At 74.7% G+C, this 15,526-nt stretch carries 15 protein-coding genes; 10 read left to right on the forward strand and 5 right to left on the reverse strand.

The features are described from left to right. Positions 1–465, forward strand: a 465-nt coding sequence (locus ACGFZL_RS00005) for an integrase core domain-containing protein (protein WP_393687684.1), incomplete at its 5' end; no start/stop codon positions are given. A gap of 69 nt (positions 466–534) precedes the next feature. Then, positions 535–1,608 (forward strand): S1C family serine protease, encoded by a 1,074-nt coding sequence (locus ACGFZL_RS00010; protein WP_393687686.1) that lies wholly within the window; start codon positions 535–537, stop codon positions 1,606–1,608. Positions 1,609–1,647: 39 nt separating this feature from the next. On the opposite strand, the gene ACGFZL_RS00015 is transcribed toward ACGFZL_RS00010, so the two are convergent. Continuing rightward, the gene (locus tag ACGFZL_RS00015) at positions 1,648–1,860 is read right to left on the reverse strand and encodes a hypothetical protein (RefSeq protein ID WP_355166889.1); all 213 of its coding nucleotides are present in this window, start codon (positions 1,858–1,860) and stop codon (positions 1,648–1,650) included. Positions 1,861–1,992: 132 nt separating this feature from the next. Between ACGFZL_RS00015 and ACGFZL_RS00020 the strand changes: the two genes are divergently transcribed. Continuing rightward, the gene (locus tag ACGFZL_RS00020) at positions 1,993–3,192 is read left to right on the forward strand and encodes a bifunctional adenosylcobinamide kinase/adenosylcobinamide-phosphate guanylyltransferase (RefSeq protein ID WP_393687689.1); all 1,200 of its coding nucleotides are present in this window, start codon (positions 1,993–1,995) and stop codon (positions 3,190–3,192) included. 77 nt (positions 3,193–3,269) lie between these two features. Here ACGFZL_RS00020 and ACGFZL_RS00025 read toward each other — a convergent pair whose 3' ends face one another. Together ACGFZL_RS00025 and ACGFZL_RS00030 are read right to left on the reverse strand one after the other, a co-directional pair. Next, positions 3,270–3,950, reverse strand: a complete 681-nt coding sequence (locus ACGFZL_RS00025; RefSeq protein WP_393687691.1) for a Pr6Pr family membrane protein — start codon at positions 3,948–3,950, stop codon at positions 3,270–3,272. Positions 3,951–4,033: 83 nt separating this feature from the next. Next, on the reverse strand, positions 4,034–4,459 hold the full coding sequence (locus ACGFZL_RS00030) for an ATP-binding protein (protein WP_393687693.1): 426 nt from the start codon (positions 4,457–4,459) through the stop codon (positions 4,034–4,036). Between the two features lie 149 nt (positions 4,460–4,608). Here ACGFZL_RS00030 and ACGFZL_RS00035 point away from each other — a divergent pair, with 149 nt between their 5' ends. Next, the gene (locus ACGFZL_RS00035) at positions 4,609–5,388 is read left to right on the forward strand and encodes a response regulator transcription factor (protein ID WP_393687695.1); all 780 of its coding nucleotides are present in this window, start codon (positions 4,609–4,611) and stop codon (positions 5,386–5,388) included. 6 nt (positions 5,389–5,394) lie between these two features. On the opposite strand, the gene ACGFZL_RS00040 is transcribed toward ACGFZL_RS00035, so the two are convergent. Continuing rightward, on the reverse strand, positions 5,395–6,168 hold the full coding sequence (locus ACGFZL_RS00040) for a methyltransferase domain-containing protein (RefSeq protein WP_393687697.1): 774 nt from the start codon (positions 6,166–6,168) through the stop codon (positions 5,395–5,397). Positions 6,169–6,317: 149 nt separating this feature from the next. Here ACGFZL_RS00040 and cobT point away from each other — a divergent pair, with 149 nt between their 5' ends. Beyond that, complete coding sequence (cobT, locus tag ACGFZL_RS00045; RefSeq protein ID WP_355166879.1) at positions 6,318–7,376, forward strand: nicotinate-nucleotide--dimethylbenzimidazole phosphoribosyltransferase; 1,059 nt, start codon at positions 6,318–6,320, stop codon at positions 7,374–7,376. Positions 7,377–7,561: 185 nt separating this feature from the next. Here the strand turns inward: cobT and ACGFZL_RS00050 are convergent, their stop codons facing one another. Further along, positions 7,562–8,320, reverse strand: a complete 759-nt coding sequence (locus ACGFZL_RS00050; protein ID WP_393687700.1) for a hypothetical protein — start codon at positions 8,318–8,320, stop codon at positions 7,562–7,564. A gap of 69 nt (positions 8,321–8,389) precedes the next feature. Between ACGFZL_RS00050 and ACGFZL_RS00055 the strand changes: the two genes are divergently transcribed. The 5 genes from ACGFZL_RS00055 to ACGFZL_RS00075 all read left to right on the forward strand — a co-directional run bounded on the left by ACGFZL_RS00055 (position 8,390) and on the right by ACGFZL_RS00075 (position 15,258). Then, positions 8,390–9,175 carry an adenosylcobinamide-GDP ribazoletransferase gene (locus ACGFZL_RS00055; RefSeq protein WP_393687702.1) on the forward strand — a complete coding sequence of 262 codons (786 nt, stop codon included), beginning with the start codon at positions 8,390–8,392 and terminating at the stop codon, positions 9,173–9,175. Positions 9,176–9,331: 156 nt separating this feature from the next. Continuing rightward, positions 9,332–10,852, forward strand: coding sequence for a leucyl aminopeptidase (locus ACGFZL_RS00060; RefSeq protein WP_393687704.1), 1,521 nt, complete (start codon positions 9,332–9,334; stop codon positions 10,850–10,852). A gap of 288 nt (positions 10,853–11,140) precedes the next feature. Further along, positions 11,141–12,529 (forward strand): dihydrolipoyl dehydrogenase, encoded by a 1,389-nt coding sequence (gene lpdA / locus ACGFZL_RS00065; protein ID WP_355166871.1) that lies wholly within the window; start codon positions 11,141–11,143, stop codon positions 12,527–12,529. A gap of 64 nt (positions 12,530–12,593) precedes the next feature. After that, a complete protein-coding gene (gene sucB, locus ACGFZL_RS00070) occupies positions 12,594–14,429 on the forward strand; it encodes a 2-oxoglutarate dehydrogenase, E2 component, dihydrolipoamide succinyltransferase (RefSeq protein WP_393687707.1) in 1,836 nt (611 codons plus the stop codon). Between the two features lie 205 nt (positions 14,430–14,634). Next, positions 14,635–15,258 (forward strand): GntR family transcriptional regulator, encoded by a 624-nt coding sequence (locus tag ACGFZL_RS00075; protein ID WP_355166867.1) that lies wholly within the window; start codon positions 14,635–14,637, stop codon positions 15,256–15,258. The last annotated feature ends 268 nt before the right edge of the window (positions 15,259–15,526 follow it).

The following is a 15,526-nucleotide window of genomic DNA, read 5'->3' on the forward strand; positions in this document are numbered from 1 at the left end:
CGCAGCAGCATGGGATTCGACTACATCCACTCCGCCGTCGACGACCACTCCCGCCTGGCCTACAGCGAGGTCCACCCGGACGAGAAGGCCGTCACCTGCGCCGGCTTCCTGCAGCGGGCCGCGCTCTTCTTCGCCGAGCACGGCATCACCCGCATCGCACGCGTCCTGACCGACAACGCGTGGCCCTACCGCAAGAGCTTCGCCTGGCGGCAGACGCTGGACGACCTCGGCGCGACCGGCAAGCTCACCCGCGCCTACCGGCCGCAGACCAACGGCAAGGTCGAACGCTTCAACCGCACCTTGCTCGATGAATGGGCCTACCTGCGGCCCTACACCAGCAACACCGAACGCACGGACGCCCTGACACACTTCCTGCACACCTACAACCACCACCGCGGCCACACCGCACTCGGAGGCAAGCCACCGATCAGCCGTGTGAACAACGCTGCGGGTCAATACACCTAGAGCCCCGGCCGGAGCACGTTCGGGTGTGCTCCACGGGCCGCGTGCCGGGGGCGCGGTGAGACTCGGGGCATGGATGTTCACGCTCCTCGCCGGATCCCCCGGGTCGCCGTCGCCCTGCTGGTGGTCGCCCCGCTCGTCGCCGGCTGCTCCGTCGCCGCGAGCCCGGGTGCCGGGGGTGAGCGGGCGGCGCCGACGGGGGCCGCCGCCGCGCCGACCGCCGCGAAGGGTCTGCAGGACGACTACGTGCGGGTGATCCGGGACGTGCTGCCGTCCGTCGTGCAGATCCAGGCCGGGGACGACCTCGGCTCGGGCGTCGTCTACGACGACAAGGGGCACGTCGTCACCAACGCGCACGTGGTCGGGGACCGCAAGACCTTCAAGGTGACGACCGCGCGGAGCGAGGAGCCGCTCACCGCGAAGCTGGTCTCCGCCTACCCCGAGCAGGATCTCGCCGTCATCAAGCTGGACAAGGTGCCCGAGGGGACGAAGTCGGCCCGGTTCGGGGACACCGAGCGGGTCGAGGTCGGGCAGATCGTGCTGGCCATGGGCTCGCCGCTGGGGCTGTCCTCCAGCGTGACGCAGGGCATCGTCTCGGCGACCGGGCGAACCGTCACCGAGGGCCGCAGCGGCGGCGGCACCGGCGCGACCATCGCCAACATGGTGCAGACCTCCGCCGCCATCAACCCGGGCAACAGCGGCGGCGCCCTGGTGAACCTGGACGGGCAGGTCGTCGGCATCCCGACCCTCGCCGCCACCGACCCCGGGCTCGGTGACAGCGCGGCGCCCGGCATCGGCTTCGCGATCCCGGCGTCGATGGTGAAGACGGTGGCCGACCAGATCGTGAAGGACGGCAAGGTCACCGACTCCGGCCGGGTGGCGCTCGGCATCACCGCCCGCACGGTCGTCGGCGACGGCTACCGGCCGGCCGGGGTGGCCGTGGTCGAGGTGAGCGAGGGCGGGGCCGCCGGCAAGGCGGGGCTGCGCGCCGGGGACGTCATCACCCGGGTGGGCAGGACGGACGTCTCCACGATCACGTCGCTCGCCGAGGCGCTGGCCCCCCTGGCGCCGGGCGACCGGACGAAGGTCACGTACACGCGCGACGGCGACGAGCGGACTGCGGACGTGACGCTGGGCGAGCAGTGAGCCAGGGCGGCCCCAGGATGCCGGGGCCGCCGTCCGCCGTCAGGCCTCTTCGGCGTGCAGGCTCATCGGGCCGTAGATCTCCGTCGCGTCCTCGAAGAGCCGCACCTGGTCGGTGCCGCCCTCCTGGAGGTCCTTCCAGTTCTCGCCGATCCAGGACTCGGCGTCGCCCTGCGTGGTGAACTCCTCGGGCTGCACGGCCGGCTGGACCTCCGTGCCGCCGGTCGTCTCGAACCGCCACGTCCATGCCGCCATGTACGCCTCCAAGATGTGAGCGCGGGTACTGCGGGAACCGGTACCCCGGATCGTCCCCGGGATCTTGGTCCGGTCCCCGGTCGCAGCCTACGCGGGCGCGCACGCCGACGGGTGACCGGTGAGAATCGGGGCGTGGACGTGACGCTGCTCGGAACCGGTGCCCCCGCGGGACTCCCCCGCCCCGACTGCCCGTGCGCGGCCTGCGCCGCGGCGCACGGCGCGGACGCGCGGGCGGCCACCGCGCTGCTCGTCGACGGGGCGCTGCTCCTCGACCTGACGCCGGGCGCCGCCTTCGCCGCCGCGCGGGCCGGGCGCTCCCTGGGCGGCGTGCGGCAGGTCCTGCTCTCCCACCCGCACGACGGCCCCGCCGTGGAGGTCCCGGCCGGGCTGCCCCAGCCGGGGCGCGTGCCCGACGGGCGGGAGCTGGCGCTGCTGACCGGGCACCGGGTGCGGGCGCTGGCGCTGGACGCGCCGGGCACGGGCTACGCGGTGACGGGTCCGGACGGCCAGCGGCTGCTGTACCTGCCGCCGGGCGGGGCGCCGGCCGGTCTGGAGGGGCCCGCCGAGGCGTACGACCTGGTCCTGGCGGACGTGGTGGGCCGCCCGGACGCGCTGGCCCGGCTGCGGGCGGCCGGCGCGGTGGGCCCGACGACGGACGTCGTCGCCGTGCACCTCGGCCACGAGGTGCCGCCCGGCCGCGAGCTGGCGCGGCGCCTGGCGGCGGCCGGCGCGCGGGCGGTGCCGGACGGGACGACGCTGGTGGTCGGCGCGTACGAGGACGTCCCGGACGTGCCGCGCCGCACGCTGGTCCTCGGCGGCGCCCGGTCGGGCAAGTCGGTGGAGGCGGAGCGGCGGCTCGCGGCGTTCCCCGGCGTGCTGTACGTGGCGACCGGCGGCACCCGCGGCGGGGACGCCGAGTGGGCGGCGCGGGTGGGCGCGCACCGGGAGCGCCGGCCGGGGTCGTGGCGTACGGCGGAGACCTGCGACCTGGTGCCGCTGCTGGCGGACGCCGGGCCGCCGCTGCTGGTGGACTGCCTGTCGCTGTGGCTGACGGACGCGATGGACGCGGTCGGGGCGTGGGACGACGCCCAGTGGGCGGACGGCGGGGAGCGGGCGCTGCGGGAGCGGGTGCGGGAGCTGACCGACGCGGTGCGGGCGACCCGGCGCACGGTCGTCGCCGTGTCGAACGAGGTCGGCTCGGGCATCGTGCCGGCCACCGCGTCCGGCCGCCGCTACCGTGACGAACTGGGGCGGCTGAACGCGGCGTTCGCGGACGAGTGCGAGCAGGTGGTGCTGGTGGTGGCGGGTCAGGCGGTGGTGCTGCGGGGGTAGACGCCGCCGGGCGTCGGGAGCGTGTGGTGGAGGCCGCGCCGGGACGCGAGGCGCGGTGCCGCGGATCCGGGCAGGGTTCAGCGCCGCCGGGCGAGGGCGCGGTCGGTCCGTCCCAGGGCCAGCGCCAGCGCCGCGCCGAGCAGCAGGACCGCCGCCACATTGCGCAGCGCCCTCGGGTAGCCGAGCGCCGTCACGTCCAGGAACGGGTACGGGTACCAGCCCGTCGCGGCGCCGTGCAGCAGGGTGTAGGCGATCCAGGCCACCGGCCAGGCGAACGACCAGCGGAGCGTGGCGCGGTCGGCGCGCCCGCGGGGCCCGAGGACGAGCCAGCCGAGGAGCGTCGCCGGCGGGGCCACGTAGTGGAACGCGATCGTGCACAGCAGGGCAGGACCCGACAGGTGGACCTTCGGGGCCAGCACGGTGACGAAGACCAGGCCCGTGACGATGATGCCGAGCAGCGACGTCATCCGCAGCACGCGCCACCACCGGCCGTCGCGGTGCGGGTCGAGCACCAGCCCGGCGCAGGCCGCGGCGACGAGCACGTTCGAGTCGACCGTGAAGTAGGAGAAGACCCGCACCAGCCGCGTCCCCGCATCGGTGCCGGGGTCGACGCGGCCGGAGTTGGCGTCGGCGCCGCCCGTGAGGAGCAGGGTGATCTGCGTGGCGAGGGCCGCCACGATCAGCAGGGCCAACAGGCCGTGGTACACCCGCGACGCCGTGGCGGATCGATCGGGGTGCGGGTGCGGCGGGTGGGGCACGGGGGGCTCCTTCGAGCGTGGTGGGTCGGGGTGGCGGGTGGCGCCGCCGGGGCGGTGGTCCGGGGGCGCGAGGAGCCGGGCGGTCAGTCTGGGAGAGGGCGGGCCCACACGCACGCTCCCCCACCGGGCACGGCGCGGACTCCCCAGGATCCGGCGGTGAGCCGGTCCACCAGGGCCAGCCCCCGCCCGCGCTCCCGACCGCCGCCCAGGTCGGCCCGGCGGGCCTCCCGGCACACCCCTGCCGACGGGCCGGGACCCCGCTCCAGGACTTCGACGCACACGCGGGCTCCGAGGGTCAGCCGGAGCTCGCAGGGCCCGTGCCCGTGCTCGTGCGCGTTGGCGACCAGCTCGCTGCAGACCAGCACCGCGGCGTCGACGGCCGGCCGGTCCGCCCCGGCCCGCGCCAACGCCCCGCGCAGGCGGGCCCGGGCCGGCCCCGTCGGGGCGGGCAGCGAAGGCTCCCAGCCGAGCAGCACGACCGGACGGGCCGAGGTGCGGTGCACGTACACGATGTCCTCCTGCGGTGAGCGCGGTGATCTCCTTCCAGGGAAGACGGCGCCGCCGGAGAACCCGGGAACCCCCGCCGGCGGTATCGGGGCACGATCCCGTCGAAAGGCCGAAGGTCCCGCACCGGCCCCGGGGCTCCTAGAGTGCGGGTATGCACGACGCCGATCTGCCCCACTCGTCCGCATCCCGGAGCGGGGGGACGGGTGCGCGCATCCTGATCGGCTGCGGAGACGCCGTACCGCCGGAGCGCGCCCGCGCCCTGTGCCGCGAGTTCCTCGGCTGCGACCCGGTCACGGCGGTCAGCGGGCCCGAGCTGCTCGCCCTGGCACGGTCCGGCGCACCGGATCTGATCATCACCGTCGCGGACCTGCCCGGCGAGGACGGGCCCCGGGTGGTCCGCGCGCTGCGCGACGAGGGCGATCACGTGCCGGTGCTCATCGTGTCGCGCCGCCGGGAGACCGCGGACGTCGTCCGCGGCTTCATGGCGGGAGCGGACGACTACGTCACCTGGCCGGGCGACGCCACGCTCCTCCAGCTCCGGGTGCGCGCGCTGCTGCGCCGCTCCTCCTGGGAGCGCCGGGCACGCCGGGGCGGAGGGGACGACGCCCCGACGGCAGGGGCCCAGGGGACCACGGTGGGTGACCTCACCCTGGACGAGGCGACCCGGACCATCTCCCGCGCGGGCACCGCGCTGCGCCTGACGCCGACGGAGTACGCGCTGCTCGAGCACTTCATGCGCCATCCGGGGCAGGTACTGAGCAAACGCCAGCTCCTGGAGGCGGTCTGGGGCACGGCACACGCGGGCCAGGAGACGCTGGAGACCTTCGTCCGCAGGCTGCGGCAGAAGCTGAACGCGACCGGCGACCCCGTCCTGCACACGCGCCGGGGCTTCGGCTACCTGCTCGATCCCGGCCGGGGCCCCGACGGCTGACCCCGTTCATCCCTCCTTGCGGGCGAGGACGCGGTGGGCGCGGGGGCCGGTGAGCAGGGTGCAGCCCAGTTCGGCCAGTTCGGCGCGGAGGCCGGCCGGGCGGGTCGCGGCGGGCGGGGCGAGCAGCCGGTGCGGGTCGGCGACGTCGAGCAGGAGCAGGCCGCCGGGGCGCAGCGCGTGCAGCGCGGCGCGCAGTTCGGCGCGGGGGTCGGCGGCGCGCTCCAGGTGCTGGAAGAGGCTGACGACGTCGTAACGGGCGCGCAGCCGGGCCGTGAGGTGCGGATCCGTCAGCCGCCCGACGTGGGCCTCCTCCAGGCGGTCGGCGGCGCGGGCGCGCAGCACGCGGTGGGTGGCGTCCAGGCCGTCGAAGGCGGTGTACGGGAAGTACGCGCGGGCGGTGGCCGGGAAGTCGGCGTCGCCGGTGCCGGCGTCGAGCCAGCTCTCGGGCTCCGGGCGGAGCCGCAGCACGGCGCGGGCGGCGGCGGCGTACCGCAGGCGGACGGCGGCGCGGACGGCCGGGTGGCCGGGGCGGGGCGGCAGCGGGGGGTTGCGGAACGCGTGCCGGCACTCCCGGCACCTCTCCAGCACGGCGCGCTGCGCCCCGGCCCGCCCGCCGCGCAGCGAACGGGAGCCGCACCAGGGGCAGTCCGCGCGGCGCGGCCCGTGCCGGGGCGGGGGCGGGGCGGCCGGCAGCGCGACCGTCGGCGGGTAGGAGGGCCGCGGGGGCTCGGGGGGCTCGGGGGGCTCGGGGGGCGCCGGCATGGCGGACGGTGCGGGCATGGGCGGCTCCCCTGGGAGAGTGCGGGGCGGACGACAATCCTCGCGAAACGTTACGTACGGGATGCCGCTCGGCGGTGTAACGACGCCGCCCCGGCGCGGTGCGGACCGGCCCCGCCGCGTGTTCGACCACGGCCGGTACTGTTCGGCGAATGAGCTCGCTGAATCTCGACGACTTCTCCGACCTGATCGAGCGCCCCGACGGCGGGGTGCGCCGCGACGCCGAGGACCGCCGGGAGCGGCAGGTCGTGCCGCCCGGGTCGCTGGGCCGCCTGGACGAGCTGGGCGAGTGGCTCGCGGCGGCGCAGGGCGTGGTGCCGGTGCGGCCCGTGGAGCGGCCCCGGGTGCTGCTGTTCGCCGGAGACCACAAGGTCGCCGAGCTGGGTGTGTCGGCGCGGGCGGCCGGTACGGCGGCGGAGCTGGTGCGCGAGGTGCTGGCCGGCGGGCGTCCGGTGTCGGTGCTGGCGCGGCGCCTCGGGGTGCCGGTGCGGGTGGTCGACATGGCCCTCGACTGCGACCCGGAGACGCTGCCGGCCGGGGTGGCCGGGCACCGGGTGCGGCGCGGGGGCGGGCGGATCGACGTCGAGGACGCGCTGACGCCCGAGGAGGCGGAGGCCGCCTTCCGGGCCGGCATGGCGGTGGCCGACGAGGAGGCCGACGCGGGGACGGACCTGGTGGTGCTGGGTGATGTGAGCGTGGGCGGCACGACGGCGGCGGGCACGCTGGTCGCCGCGCTGTGCGGGACGGACGCGTCGGTGGTGACCGGGCGGGGTGGGGTCGCGATCGACGATCTGGCCTGGATGCGGAAGTGTGCGGCGATCCGGGACGCGCTGCGGCGGGCGCGGCCGGTGCTGGGGGATCAGCTGCAGCTGCTCGCGACGGTGGGGGGCGCTGACCTTACAGCGATGACGGGGTTCCTGTTGCAGAGTGCCGTGCGGAAGGTGCCGGTGATTCTGGACGGTGTCGTGGCCGCCGCGTGTGCGCTGGTGGGGCAGCGGGTGGCCTTCCGGGCGCCGGACTGGTGGCTGGCGGCCCATGACAGCGGGGAGCCGGGGCAGGCGAAGGCGCTGGACCGGATGGCGTTGGAGCCGCTGCTCGCGCAGGGCGTGACGGTGGGGGAGGGTGCGGGGGGCTTGCTGGCACTGCCCCTGGTCCAGGCAGCGGCGGCGTTGTCGGCGGAGCTTCCGGAACGGGCACCGGAGTCGGTCTGACCGGCGGGGCGTGGCGCAGCCCGGCGTAGCGGGGTGCCGCTGCGCCCACCCGTGCCGCCCCAGCGGCACGACTGCCCGCAGCTATGCGGGAGGGTGGGCGGGCGCGTCACGACTGCCCGCAGCTCAGCGGACCCAGGGGCGCGGGGAACTGCGCGACCGGCCGCGACGTGCCCGCAGTCGGCAGATCACCGGCGCTCCACCTGCGGGACCGGGTCCGGGCGGCCGCCGATCCAGTCCTGGGCGGTGCGGAGGGGGCCGGCCCAGCGGCGGTCGTGGTGGTAGGCACGGAGCCGGGACCGGGCGCGAGCCCGCGGGCGGCGGCCGTAGAAACGCCGGGCCCACGGCGAGCCCGGCCGGGCCAGGCGCACCGCACCCACGAGGGCGACCAGCGGCACGATCACCCCGAAGATCGCCAACCGCGCCTTGCCCTTGCTCAGCGCGAGGAGCGAGAAGAGGAAGTTCACCGCCACCGTGCTGACCACGCCCGCCCGGTCCTGCAACTCCCCCTGCGAGACTTCGTCCACGCCGAACGGCGTGAAGCCGACCAGCACCAGGCCGACCAGGGCGGCCGTGACCACCACGACCTCCACGCTCTTGCGCCCCGCCTCCGTCCAGTACACGTCGTCCAGGTGCAGGATCAGCGCGAACTCGTCCAGCACGAGGCCCGCCCCCACGCCGAAGACCACCGCCGCCAGCGCGGAGCCCCACCCGTGCCGCCCCCCGGCGACCGCCGCGAAGCCGCCGACGAGGGTGAGGACGATCCCGGGCACCACGTGGTGAATGTGCACCCCGCCCGCCTCGACGTTGCCGAAGGGCCCCTTGCCCGCCCGGATGGCCCGGGTGACGATCCGGGTGATCACGAAGGTCAGCACGAAGGCCGTCAGCGCGAGGAGCAGCGGCAGCTTGCCCGGTTCCAGGATGTTGCGCTGCCACCAATCTCCCATATGTGCACTTTAGTCCCGGCCGCCCCGCCCGTCGCGGCTGCCCTTCCGACCGCCGGGTAGTCTGCGCCGATGTCCGAGACCCCCTCCGCCGACGGCCTCCGCTTCGCCTTCGGAACCCTCACCGTGCTCCCGGTCCGGGTCACCCGCTGGGACCGCCCGGCGGCGCGCGCCGGCATGCTGTGCGCGCCGCTGGTGGGTCTGGTCGTCGGCACCGCATCGGCCGCCGCCGGGGTCCTGCTGCTCCTCCTGGGCGCCGGTCCCCTCCTCGCCGGGATCGCCGCCACCGCCGTCCCGGCCCTGCTCACCCGGGGCCTGCACCTGGACGGCCTCGCCGACACCGCCGACGGGCTCGGCAGCGGCAAGCCCGCCGAGGACGCGCTGCGGATCATGAAGCAGTCGGACATCGGACCGTTCGGCGTGCTCACCCTGGTCCTCGTGCTGCTCGCCCAGGCCGCCGCCCTCGCCCGGGCGTACGACGCCTCCTGGGCGTCCGGTTCGCTCGCCGCAGCCCTCGCGGCGACCGCCGCCCGGGCGGCGCTGACCCTCGCGGCCCGCGCCGGGGTGCCGGCGGCCCGCCCGGAGGGGCTGGGCGCCGCGGTGGCCGGCGTGGTCCCGCGGGGCGGCGCCCTGGCCGCCGCCGCGGCCGTCGCGCTGGCCGGCGCCGCGGCGGGCGCGGCGCTCGGCCCGGCCGAGGCCGTCCGGGCCGCCGCCGCCGTCGTACTCGCCCTGTCCGCCGCCGAACTGCTCCTGCGCCGCTGCGTACGGCGCTTCGGCGGCGTCACCGGCGACGTGTTCGGCGCGGTCGCCGAGACGGCGGCGACGGCCGCGCTGGTGGTCCTGGCGCTCGGCCGCTGACCGCCGGACGCGTCGGCGAGCGTAGGCTCGGGTCGGGTTCGCGCCCGCCCGGGCGCGGACCGTCCGCAGGAGGGATCTAGGGTCGGATGTCGGGCCCGGTCGACCCACCCGCACTCGGCCACACCAGACTTCGTACGGAAGCGAGAACTCACCACCGTGACTGTTCTGACTCTCTCCACCGCCGCGGCGCCCGGCCTGCGGGCCGACGCGATCGTGATCGGTGTCGCCAAGGGCGCCCGCGGCCCGGTCCTGGCGCCGGGCGCCGAGGCCGTGGACAAGGCGTACGACGGCAAGCTGGCCGCCGTCCTGGAGACCCTCGGCGCCGCCGGTGCCGAGGGCGAGGTGACCAAGCTGCCCGCGCCGTCCGGCTCCAAGGCGCCCGTCGTCCTCGCGGTGGGCCTGGGCGCCGAGCCCGAGAAGGGCGCCGGCTTCGACGCGGAGACGCTGCGCCGGGCCGCCGGTGTCGCCGCCCGCGCCCTGACCGGCGCGAAGAAGGCCGGCTTCGCGCTGCCGCTCACCGAGGCCGCCGACGCCGGCGCCGTGGGCGAGGGCGTGCTGCTCGGCGCGTACTCCTTCGACGCGTACAAGGAGCACGGCAAGGATGCCAAGGGCGGCAAGGCGCCGCTGGCCGAGGCCGTGCTGCTCGGCGGCAAGCCGCGCGACAAGGCGTACAAGGCCGTCATCGAGCGCGCCGCGGCCGTCTCCGAGGAGCTGAACCGCGCCCGCGACCTGATCAACACCCCGCCGAACGACCTCGACCCCGAGGCGTTCGCCGCGCTCGCCGTGACCGCCGCCAAGGAGCACGGCCTGAAGGTCCAGGTGCTCGACGAGAAGGCGCTGACCAAGGGCGGCTACGGCGGCATCCTCGGCGTCGGCGCCGGCTCGGCGGCCGGGCCGCGGCTGGTGAAGCTGTCGTACACCTCGTCCAAGGCGAAGAAGTCGCTGGCCTTCGTCGGCAAGGGCATCACCTACGACTCGGGCGGCATCTCGCTGAAGCCGGCCGGGCACAACGAGACGATGAAGTGCGACATGAGCGGCGCCGCCGCCGTGTTCGCCGCGGTGGTGGCCGCCGCCCGGCTCGGCCTCGAGGTCAACGTGACCGGCTGGCTGGCGCTGGCCGAGAACATGCCGTCCGGTTCCGCCACCCGCCCGGGTGACGTGCTGCGCATGTACAGCGGCAAGACCGTCGAGGTGCTCAACACCGACGCGGAGGGCCGGCTGGTCCTCGCCGACGCCCTGTGGGCGGCCTCGGCGGAGAAGCCGGACGCGATCGTGGACGTGGCGACGCTGACCGGGGCGATGGTGCTGGCGCTGGGCAGCCGGACGTACGGGATCATGGCGAACGACGACGCGTTCCGCTCCGCGGTGCACGAGGCTGCGGAGGAGGTCGGCGAGCCGGCGTGGCCGATGCCGCTGCCGGAGCACCTGCGCAAGGGGATGGACTCCCCCACCGCGGACATCGCGAACATGGGTGAGCGGATGGGTGGGGGGCTCGTCGCCGGGCTCTTCCTGCGCGAGTTCATCGGTGAGGGGATCACCTGGGCGCACCTCGACATCGCCGGGCCCGCGTTCAACGAGGGCGGGCCGTTCGGGTACACGCCCAAGGGCGGGACGGGGACCGCGGTGCGGACGCTGGTGCGGCTGGCCGAGCTGACGGCCGCCGGGGATCTTGGCTGAGGTTCGCCTACCAGCCCGGGGGTGCGGGTGATTGTGCGGCTGCGAGTGCGTCGTGGCTCGTCGCGCAGTTCCCCGCGCCCCTCAGGGCGTTGTCCGCGCCGTCCCCTTGCAAGCGAACGTGGGGTGTCTCACACTCCAGCCCGGCGTCTCGTTCTGCTGGTGTAAGTGCGAAGATGGGGCCTGGCAGGACAGGGCCCCCACCTAAGGGCCGAGATCAAGAGCGGCCGGACACCAGCCGCCGACCGGTCACTGGAGACCGGCGTGGCGCACATGCATGGAGGACGTGACGTGGCGAACGACGCCAGCACCGTTTTCGACCTAGTGATCCTCGGCGGTGGCAGCGGTGGTTACGCCGCGGCGCTGCGCGGGGCGCAGCTGGGCCTGGACGTCGCCCTGATCGAGAAGGACAAGGTCGGCGGTACCTGCCTGCACAAGGGGTGCATCCCCACCAAGGCCCTGCTGCACGCCGGTGAGATTGCCGACCAGGCCCGCGAGAGCGAGCAGTTCGGTGTCAAGGCCACGTTCGAGAGCATCGACGTGCCGGCCGTGCACAAGTACAAGGACGAGGTGATCTCGGGCCTCTACAAGGGTCTGCAGGGCCTGGTCGCCTCCCGCAAGATCACGTACATCGAGGGCGAGGGCCGGCTGTCCTCGCCGACCTCGGTCGACGTGAACGGGCAGCGGGTCGAGGGCCGCCACGTCCTGCTGGCGACCGGCTCCGTGCCGAAGTCGCTGCCGGGTCTGGAGATCGACGGCGACCGGATCCTCTCCTCCGACCACGCCCTGAAGCTGGACCGCGTGCCGAAGTCCGCGATCGTGCTGGGCGGCGGCGTGATCGGTGTCGAGTTCGCCTCGGTGTGGAAGTCCTTCGGCACCGACGTCACGGTCATCGAGGGCCTCAAGCACCTCGTCCCGGTCGAGGACGAGAACAGCTCCAAGCTCCTGGAGCGCGCCTTCCGCAAGCGCGGCATCAAGTTCAACCTGGGCACCTTCTTCGAGAAGGCCGAGTACACCCAGGACGGCGTCCGGGTCACCCTCGCCGACGGCAAGACCTTCGAGGCGGAGATCCTGCTCGTCGCCATCGGCCGCGGCCCGGTCTCGCAGGGCCTGGGCTACGAGGAGGCCGGCGTCGCGACCGACCGCGGCTTCGTCCTGGTCGACGAGTACATGCGCACCAACGTGGAGACGATCTCCGCCGTCGGCGACCTGGTCCCCACCCTCCAGCTCGCGCACGTCGGCTTCGCCGAGGGCATCCTGGTGGCGGAGCGGCTGGCCGGCCTCAAGGTCGTTCCCGTCGACTACGACGGCGTGCCGCGGGTGACGTACTGCCACCCGGAGGTCGCCTCCGTCGGTGTCACCGAGGCGAAGGCCAAGGAGGTCTACGGCGCGGACAAGGTCGTCACCATCAAGTTCCCGCTGGGCGGCAACGGCAAGAGCCGGATCCTGAAGACCGCGGGCGAGATCAAGCTCGTCCAGGTCAAGGACGGCGCCGTGGTCGGCGTGCACATGGTGGGCGACCGCATGGGTGAGCAGGTCGGCGAGGCGCAGCTGATCTACAACTGGGAGGCGCTGCCCGCCGAGGTGGCCCAGCTCATCCACGCCCACCCGACGCAGAACGAGGCGCTCGGCGAGGCCCACCTGGCGCTGGCCGGCAAGCCGCTGCACATGCACGACTGACGCCTTCGGTCATTCGGGCGCGACGACACAGACTTCCGCACTTTCGTAAGGAGCAACCGAAACCATGGCGGTTTCCGTAACCCTTCCGGCGCTCGGTGAGAGCGTCACCGAGGGCACCGTCACCCGCTGGCTGAAGGCCGAGGGTGAGCGCGTCGAGGCCGACGAGCCGCTGCTCGAGGTCTCGACGGACAAGGTCGACACCGAGATCCCGGCGCCCGCCTCCGGCGTGCTGTCCTCGATCAAGGTCGCCGAGGACGAGACCGTCGAGGTCGGCGCCGAGCTGGCGCTGATCGACGACGGTTCCGGCGCCCCGGCCGAGCAGCAGGCCCCGGCGCAGGAGGAGCAGGAGCAGGCCCCGGCCGAGCCGGAGCAGCCGGCCGAGCAGCCCGCCTCCGCCGCCCCGTCCACCGAGCAGTCCGCCGAGGCGCCCGCGCCGTCGGCCGACTCCGCGTCCGGCGGCGGCTCCGCGCAGGGCACCGACGTGGTCCTGCCCGCGCTCGGCGAGTCCGTCACCGAGGGCACCGTCACCCGCTGGCTGAAGTCGGTCGGCGACGACGTGGAGGCCGACGAGCCGCTGCTCGAGGTCTCCACCGACAAGGTCGACACCGAGATCCCGGCGCCGGCCTCCGGCACCCTGCTGGAGATCGTGGTCGGCGAGGACGAGACCGCCGAGGTCGGCGCCAAGCTGGCCGTCATCGGCGAGAAGGGCGCGGCCCCGGCCAAGGCCGAGCAGCCGGCCCCGGCCGAGCCCGAGCCCGCCAAGGAGGAGCCGGCCAAGCAGGCCCCCGCGCCCGCGCAGCCCGCCCCCGCCCAGGAGGCTCCGGCCAAGGAGGCGCCCGCCCCGCAGGCCCCGACGACGCCGGCCCCGCAGCAGCAGACCACCCCGGCGCCCGACCCGGTGCCGTCCGCCCCGGCGCCCGCGCCGGCCCCCGCCCAGGCCCCGGCCCCGGCCGGCGGCGCGGGCGACGACGGCGCCTACGTCACCCCGCTGGTGCGCAAGCTCGCCTCGGAGAACGGCGTCGACCTGTCCTCGGTGAAGGGCACCGGCGTCGGTGGCCGCATCCGCAAGCAGGACGTCATCGCCGCCGCCGAGGCCGCGAAGGCCGCCGCCGCGGCTCCGGCCGCCCCGGCCGCCGCCGCGCCCGCCGCGAAGAAGGCCCCCAAGCTGGAGGCGTCCCCGCTGCGCGGCCAGACCGTGAAGATGCCGCGGATCCGCAAGGTCATCGGCGACAACATGGTCAAGGCGCTGCGCGAGCAGGCGCAGCTGTCGACGGTCGTCGAGGTCGACGTCACGCGGCTGATGAAGCTGCGCGGGCGGGCCAAGGACTCCTTCGCCGCGCGCGAGGGCGTCAAGCTCTCCCCGATGCCGTTCTTCGTCAAGGCGGCGGCCCAGGCGCTGAAGGCCCACCCGGCCGTCAATGCCAAGATCAACGAGTCCGAGGGCACGATCACCTACTTCGACACCGAGAACATCGGTATCGCGGTGGACTCCGAGAAGGGCCTGATGACCCCGGTCATCAAGCGCGCCGGCGACCTCAACCTGGCCGGCATCGCCAAGGCCACGGCGGAGCTGGCGGGCAAGGTCCGCGGCAACAAGATCACCCCGGACGAGCTGTCCGGCGCGACCTTCACCATCTCCAACACCGGTTCGCGCGGCGCGCTGTTCGACACGATCATCGTGCCGCCGGGCCAGGTCGCGATCCTCGGGCTCGGGGCCACGGTCAAGCGGCCGGCGGTCATCGAGACCGAGGAGGGCACGGTCATCGGCGTCCGGGACATGACGTACCTGACGCTGTCCTACGACCACCGCCTGGTGGACGGTGCCGACGCCGCGCGCTACCTGAACGCGGTCAAGGCGATCCTGGAGGCCGGCGAGTTCGAGGTCGAGCTGGGTCTCTGACCCCTGGCCTCGGGGTCCAGCGGGTGCCCCCGTCCGGAGTTGCTCCGGGCGGGGGCTTCCGCATGACGGGGCCGTGACGCCGTGTAAGTCTCGTCTCACCTGCGTGAAAGCGCCCCCGTGCGCCCTTCCGGTCCGGCGTGGCCGCCGTATTGTCTTTACGTCAACGCCCCCGGGGGCCGTCAGAGCCCCATTCGAAGGAGCCCTCATGACCGCGCCCGTCGTCCACTCGCTGCGCGAGCAGATCCGCGAGCACATCCTGGAAGGGATCATCAGCGGACGCTGGCAGCCGGGCGAGCGGATCGTGGAGCGCCGGATCGCCACCGAGCTGGAGGTCAGCCAGACGCCGGTGCGGGAGGCGCTGCGCGAGCTGGAGTCGCTGCGGCTGATCGAGTCGGCGCCGAACAAGGGCGTGCGGGTGCGGAACCTGACCTCGGCGGACCTGGAGGAGAGCTACCCGGTGCGGGCCGGTCTCGAGGCCATCGCGGCGGAGCTGGCGGCGGAGCGGCTGGCGGTGGACTGCTCGGCCCTGGAGCCGCATGTCGCCGCGTTGTACGAGGCGGACCGGGACGCGGACGGAACGGCCCAGGTGCGGCACACGGTGGGGTTCCACCGGGAGCTGGTGCGGGCGGCCGGGAACTCGGTGCTGCTGCACACGTGGGAGGGGCTGGGGATCGAGGTGTTCACGGCGCTGTCGATACGGTGGCTGGGGACGGTGCAGCAGTCGTACGCGGAGGAGCACGAGGACCTGGTCGCCGCGTTCCGGCGCCGCGACCCGTTGATCGCCGACCTGGTCAAGTCCCACGTCCTGGGCTGCGCCCCGCGTCCGTAGGGCTTCTTTCGCCCCCGCCGCCCCTACCCGTCCCGTCCCCGGGGGCTCCGCCCCCGAACCCCCGTTCGCGCAGTTCCCCGCGCCCCTGGGCACCTGCGCGAACGCCCGATTTGACCGTCACCCCGTGCCATCACCGAAGGCACGCCGTGCCGACTTTTGCCGATTCGAAAGCTTTAGGCCCCCCAACCTTTGATCGATCATCGATCAGGGAGTTACAGTCACCGACGGGCTTCCACAGGAGCCCGAGTCTGCCCTGTCCTGCCAAAGA

It is taken from the genome of Streptomyces sp. NPDC048182 (assembly GCF_043202555.1).
Classification (GTDB): Bacteria; Actinomycetota; Actinomycetes; order Streptomycetales; family Streptomycetaceae; genus Streptomyces.

Coding starts and splice junctions, on each gene's coding strand:
- ACGFZL_RS00010 (WP_393687686.1), top strand. CDS start 535: ATGGATGTTCACGCTCCTCGCCGGATCCCCCGGGTCGCCGTCGCCCTG.
- ACGFZL_RS00015 (WP_355166889.1), bottom strand. CDS start 1,860: ATGGCGGCATGGACGTGGCGGTTCGAGACGACCGGCGGCACGGAGGTC.
- ACGFZL_RS00035 (WP_393687695.1), top strand. CDS start 4,609: ATGCACGACGCCGATCTGCCCCACTCGTCCGCATCCCGGAGCGGGGGG.
- ACGFZL_RS00040 (WP_393687697.1), bottom strand. CDS start 6,168: ATGCCCGCACCGTCCGCCATGCCGGCGCCCCCCGAGCCCCCCGAGCCC.
- cobT (WP_355166879.1), top strand. CDS start 6,318: ATGAGCTCGCTGAATCTCGACGACTTCTCCGACCTGATCGAGCGCCCC.
- ACGFZL_RS00050 (WP_393687700.1), bottom strand. CDS start 8,320: ATGGGAGATTGGTGGCAGCGCAACATCCTGGAACCGGGCAAGCTGCCG.
- ACGFZL_RS00055 (WP_393687702.1), top strand. CDS start 8,390: ATGTCCGAGACCCCCTCCGCCGACGGCCTCCGCTTCGCCTTCGGAACC.
- sucB (WP_393687707.1), top strand. CDS start 12,594: ATGGCGGTTTCCGTAACCCTTCCGGCGCTCGGTGAGAGCGTCACCGAG.
- ACGFZL_RS00075 (WP_355166867.1), top strand. CDS start 14,635: ATGACCGCGCCCGTCGTCCACTCGCTGCGCGAGCAGATCCGCGAGCAC.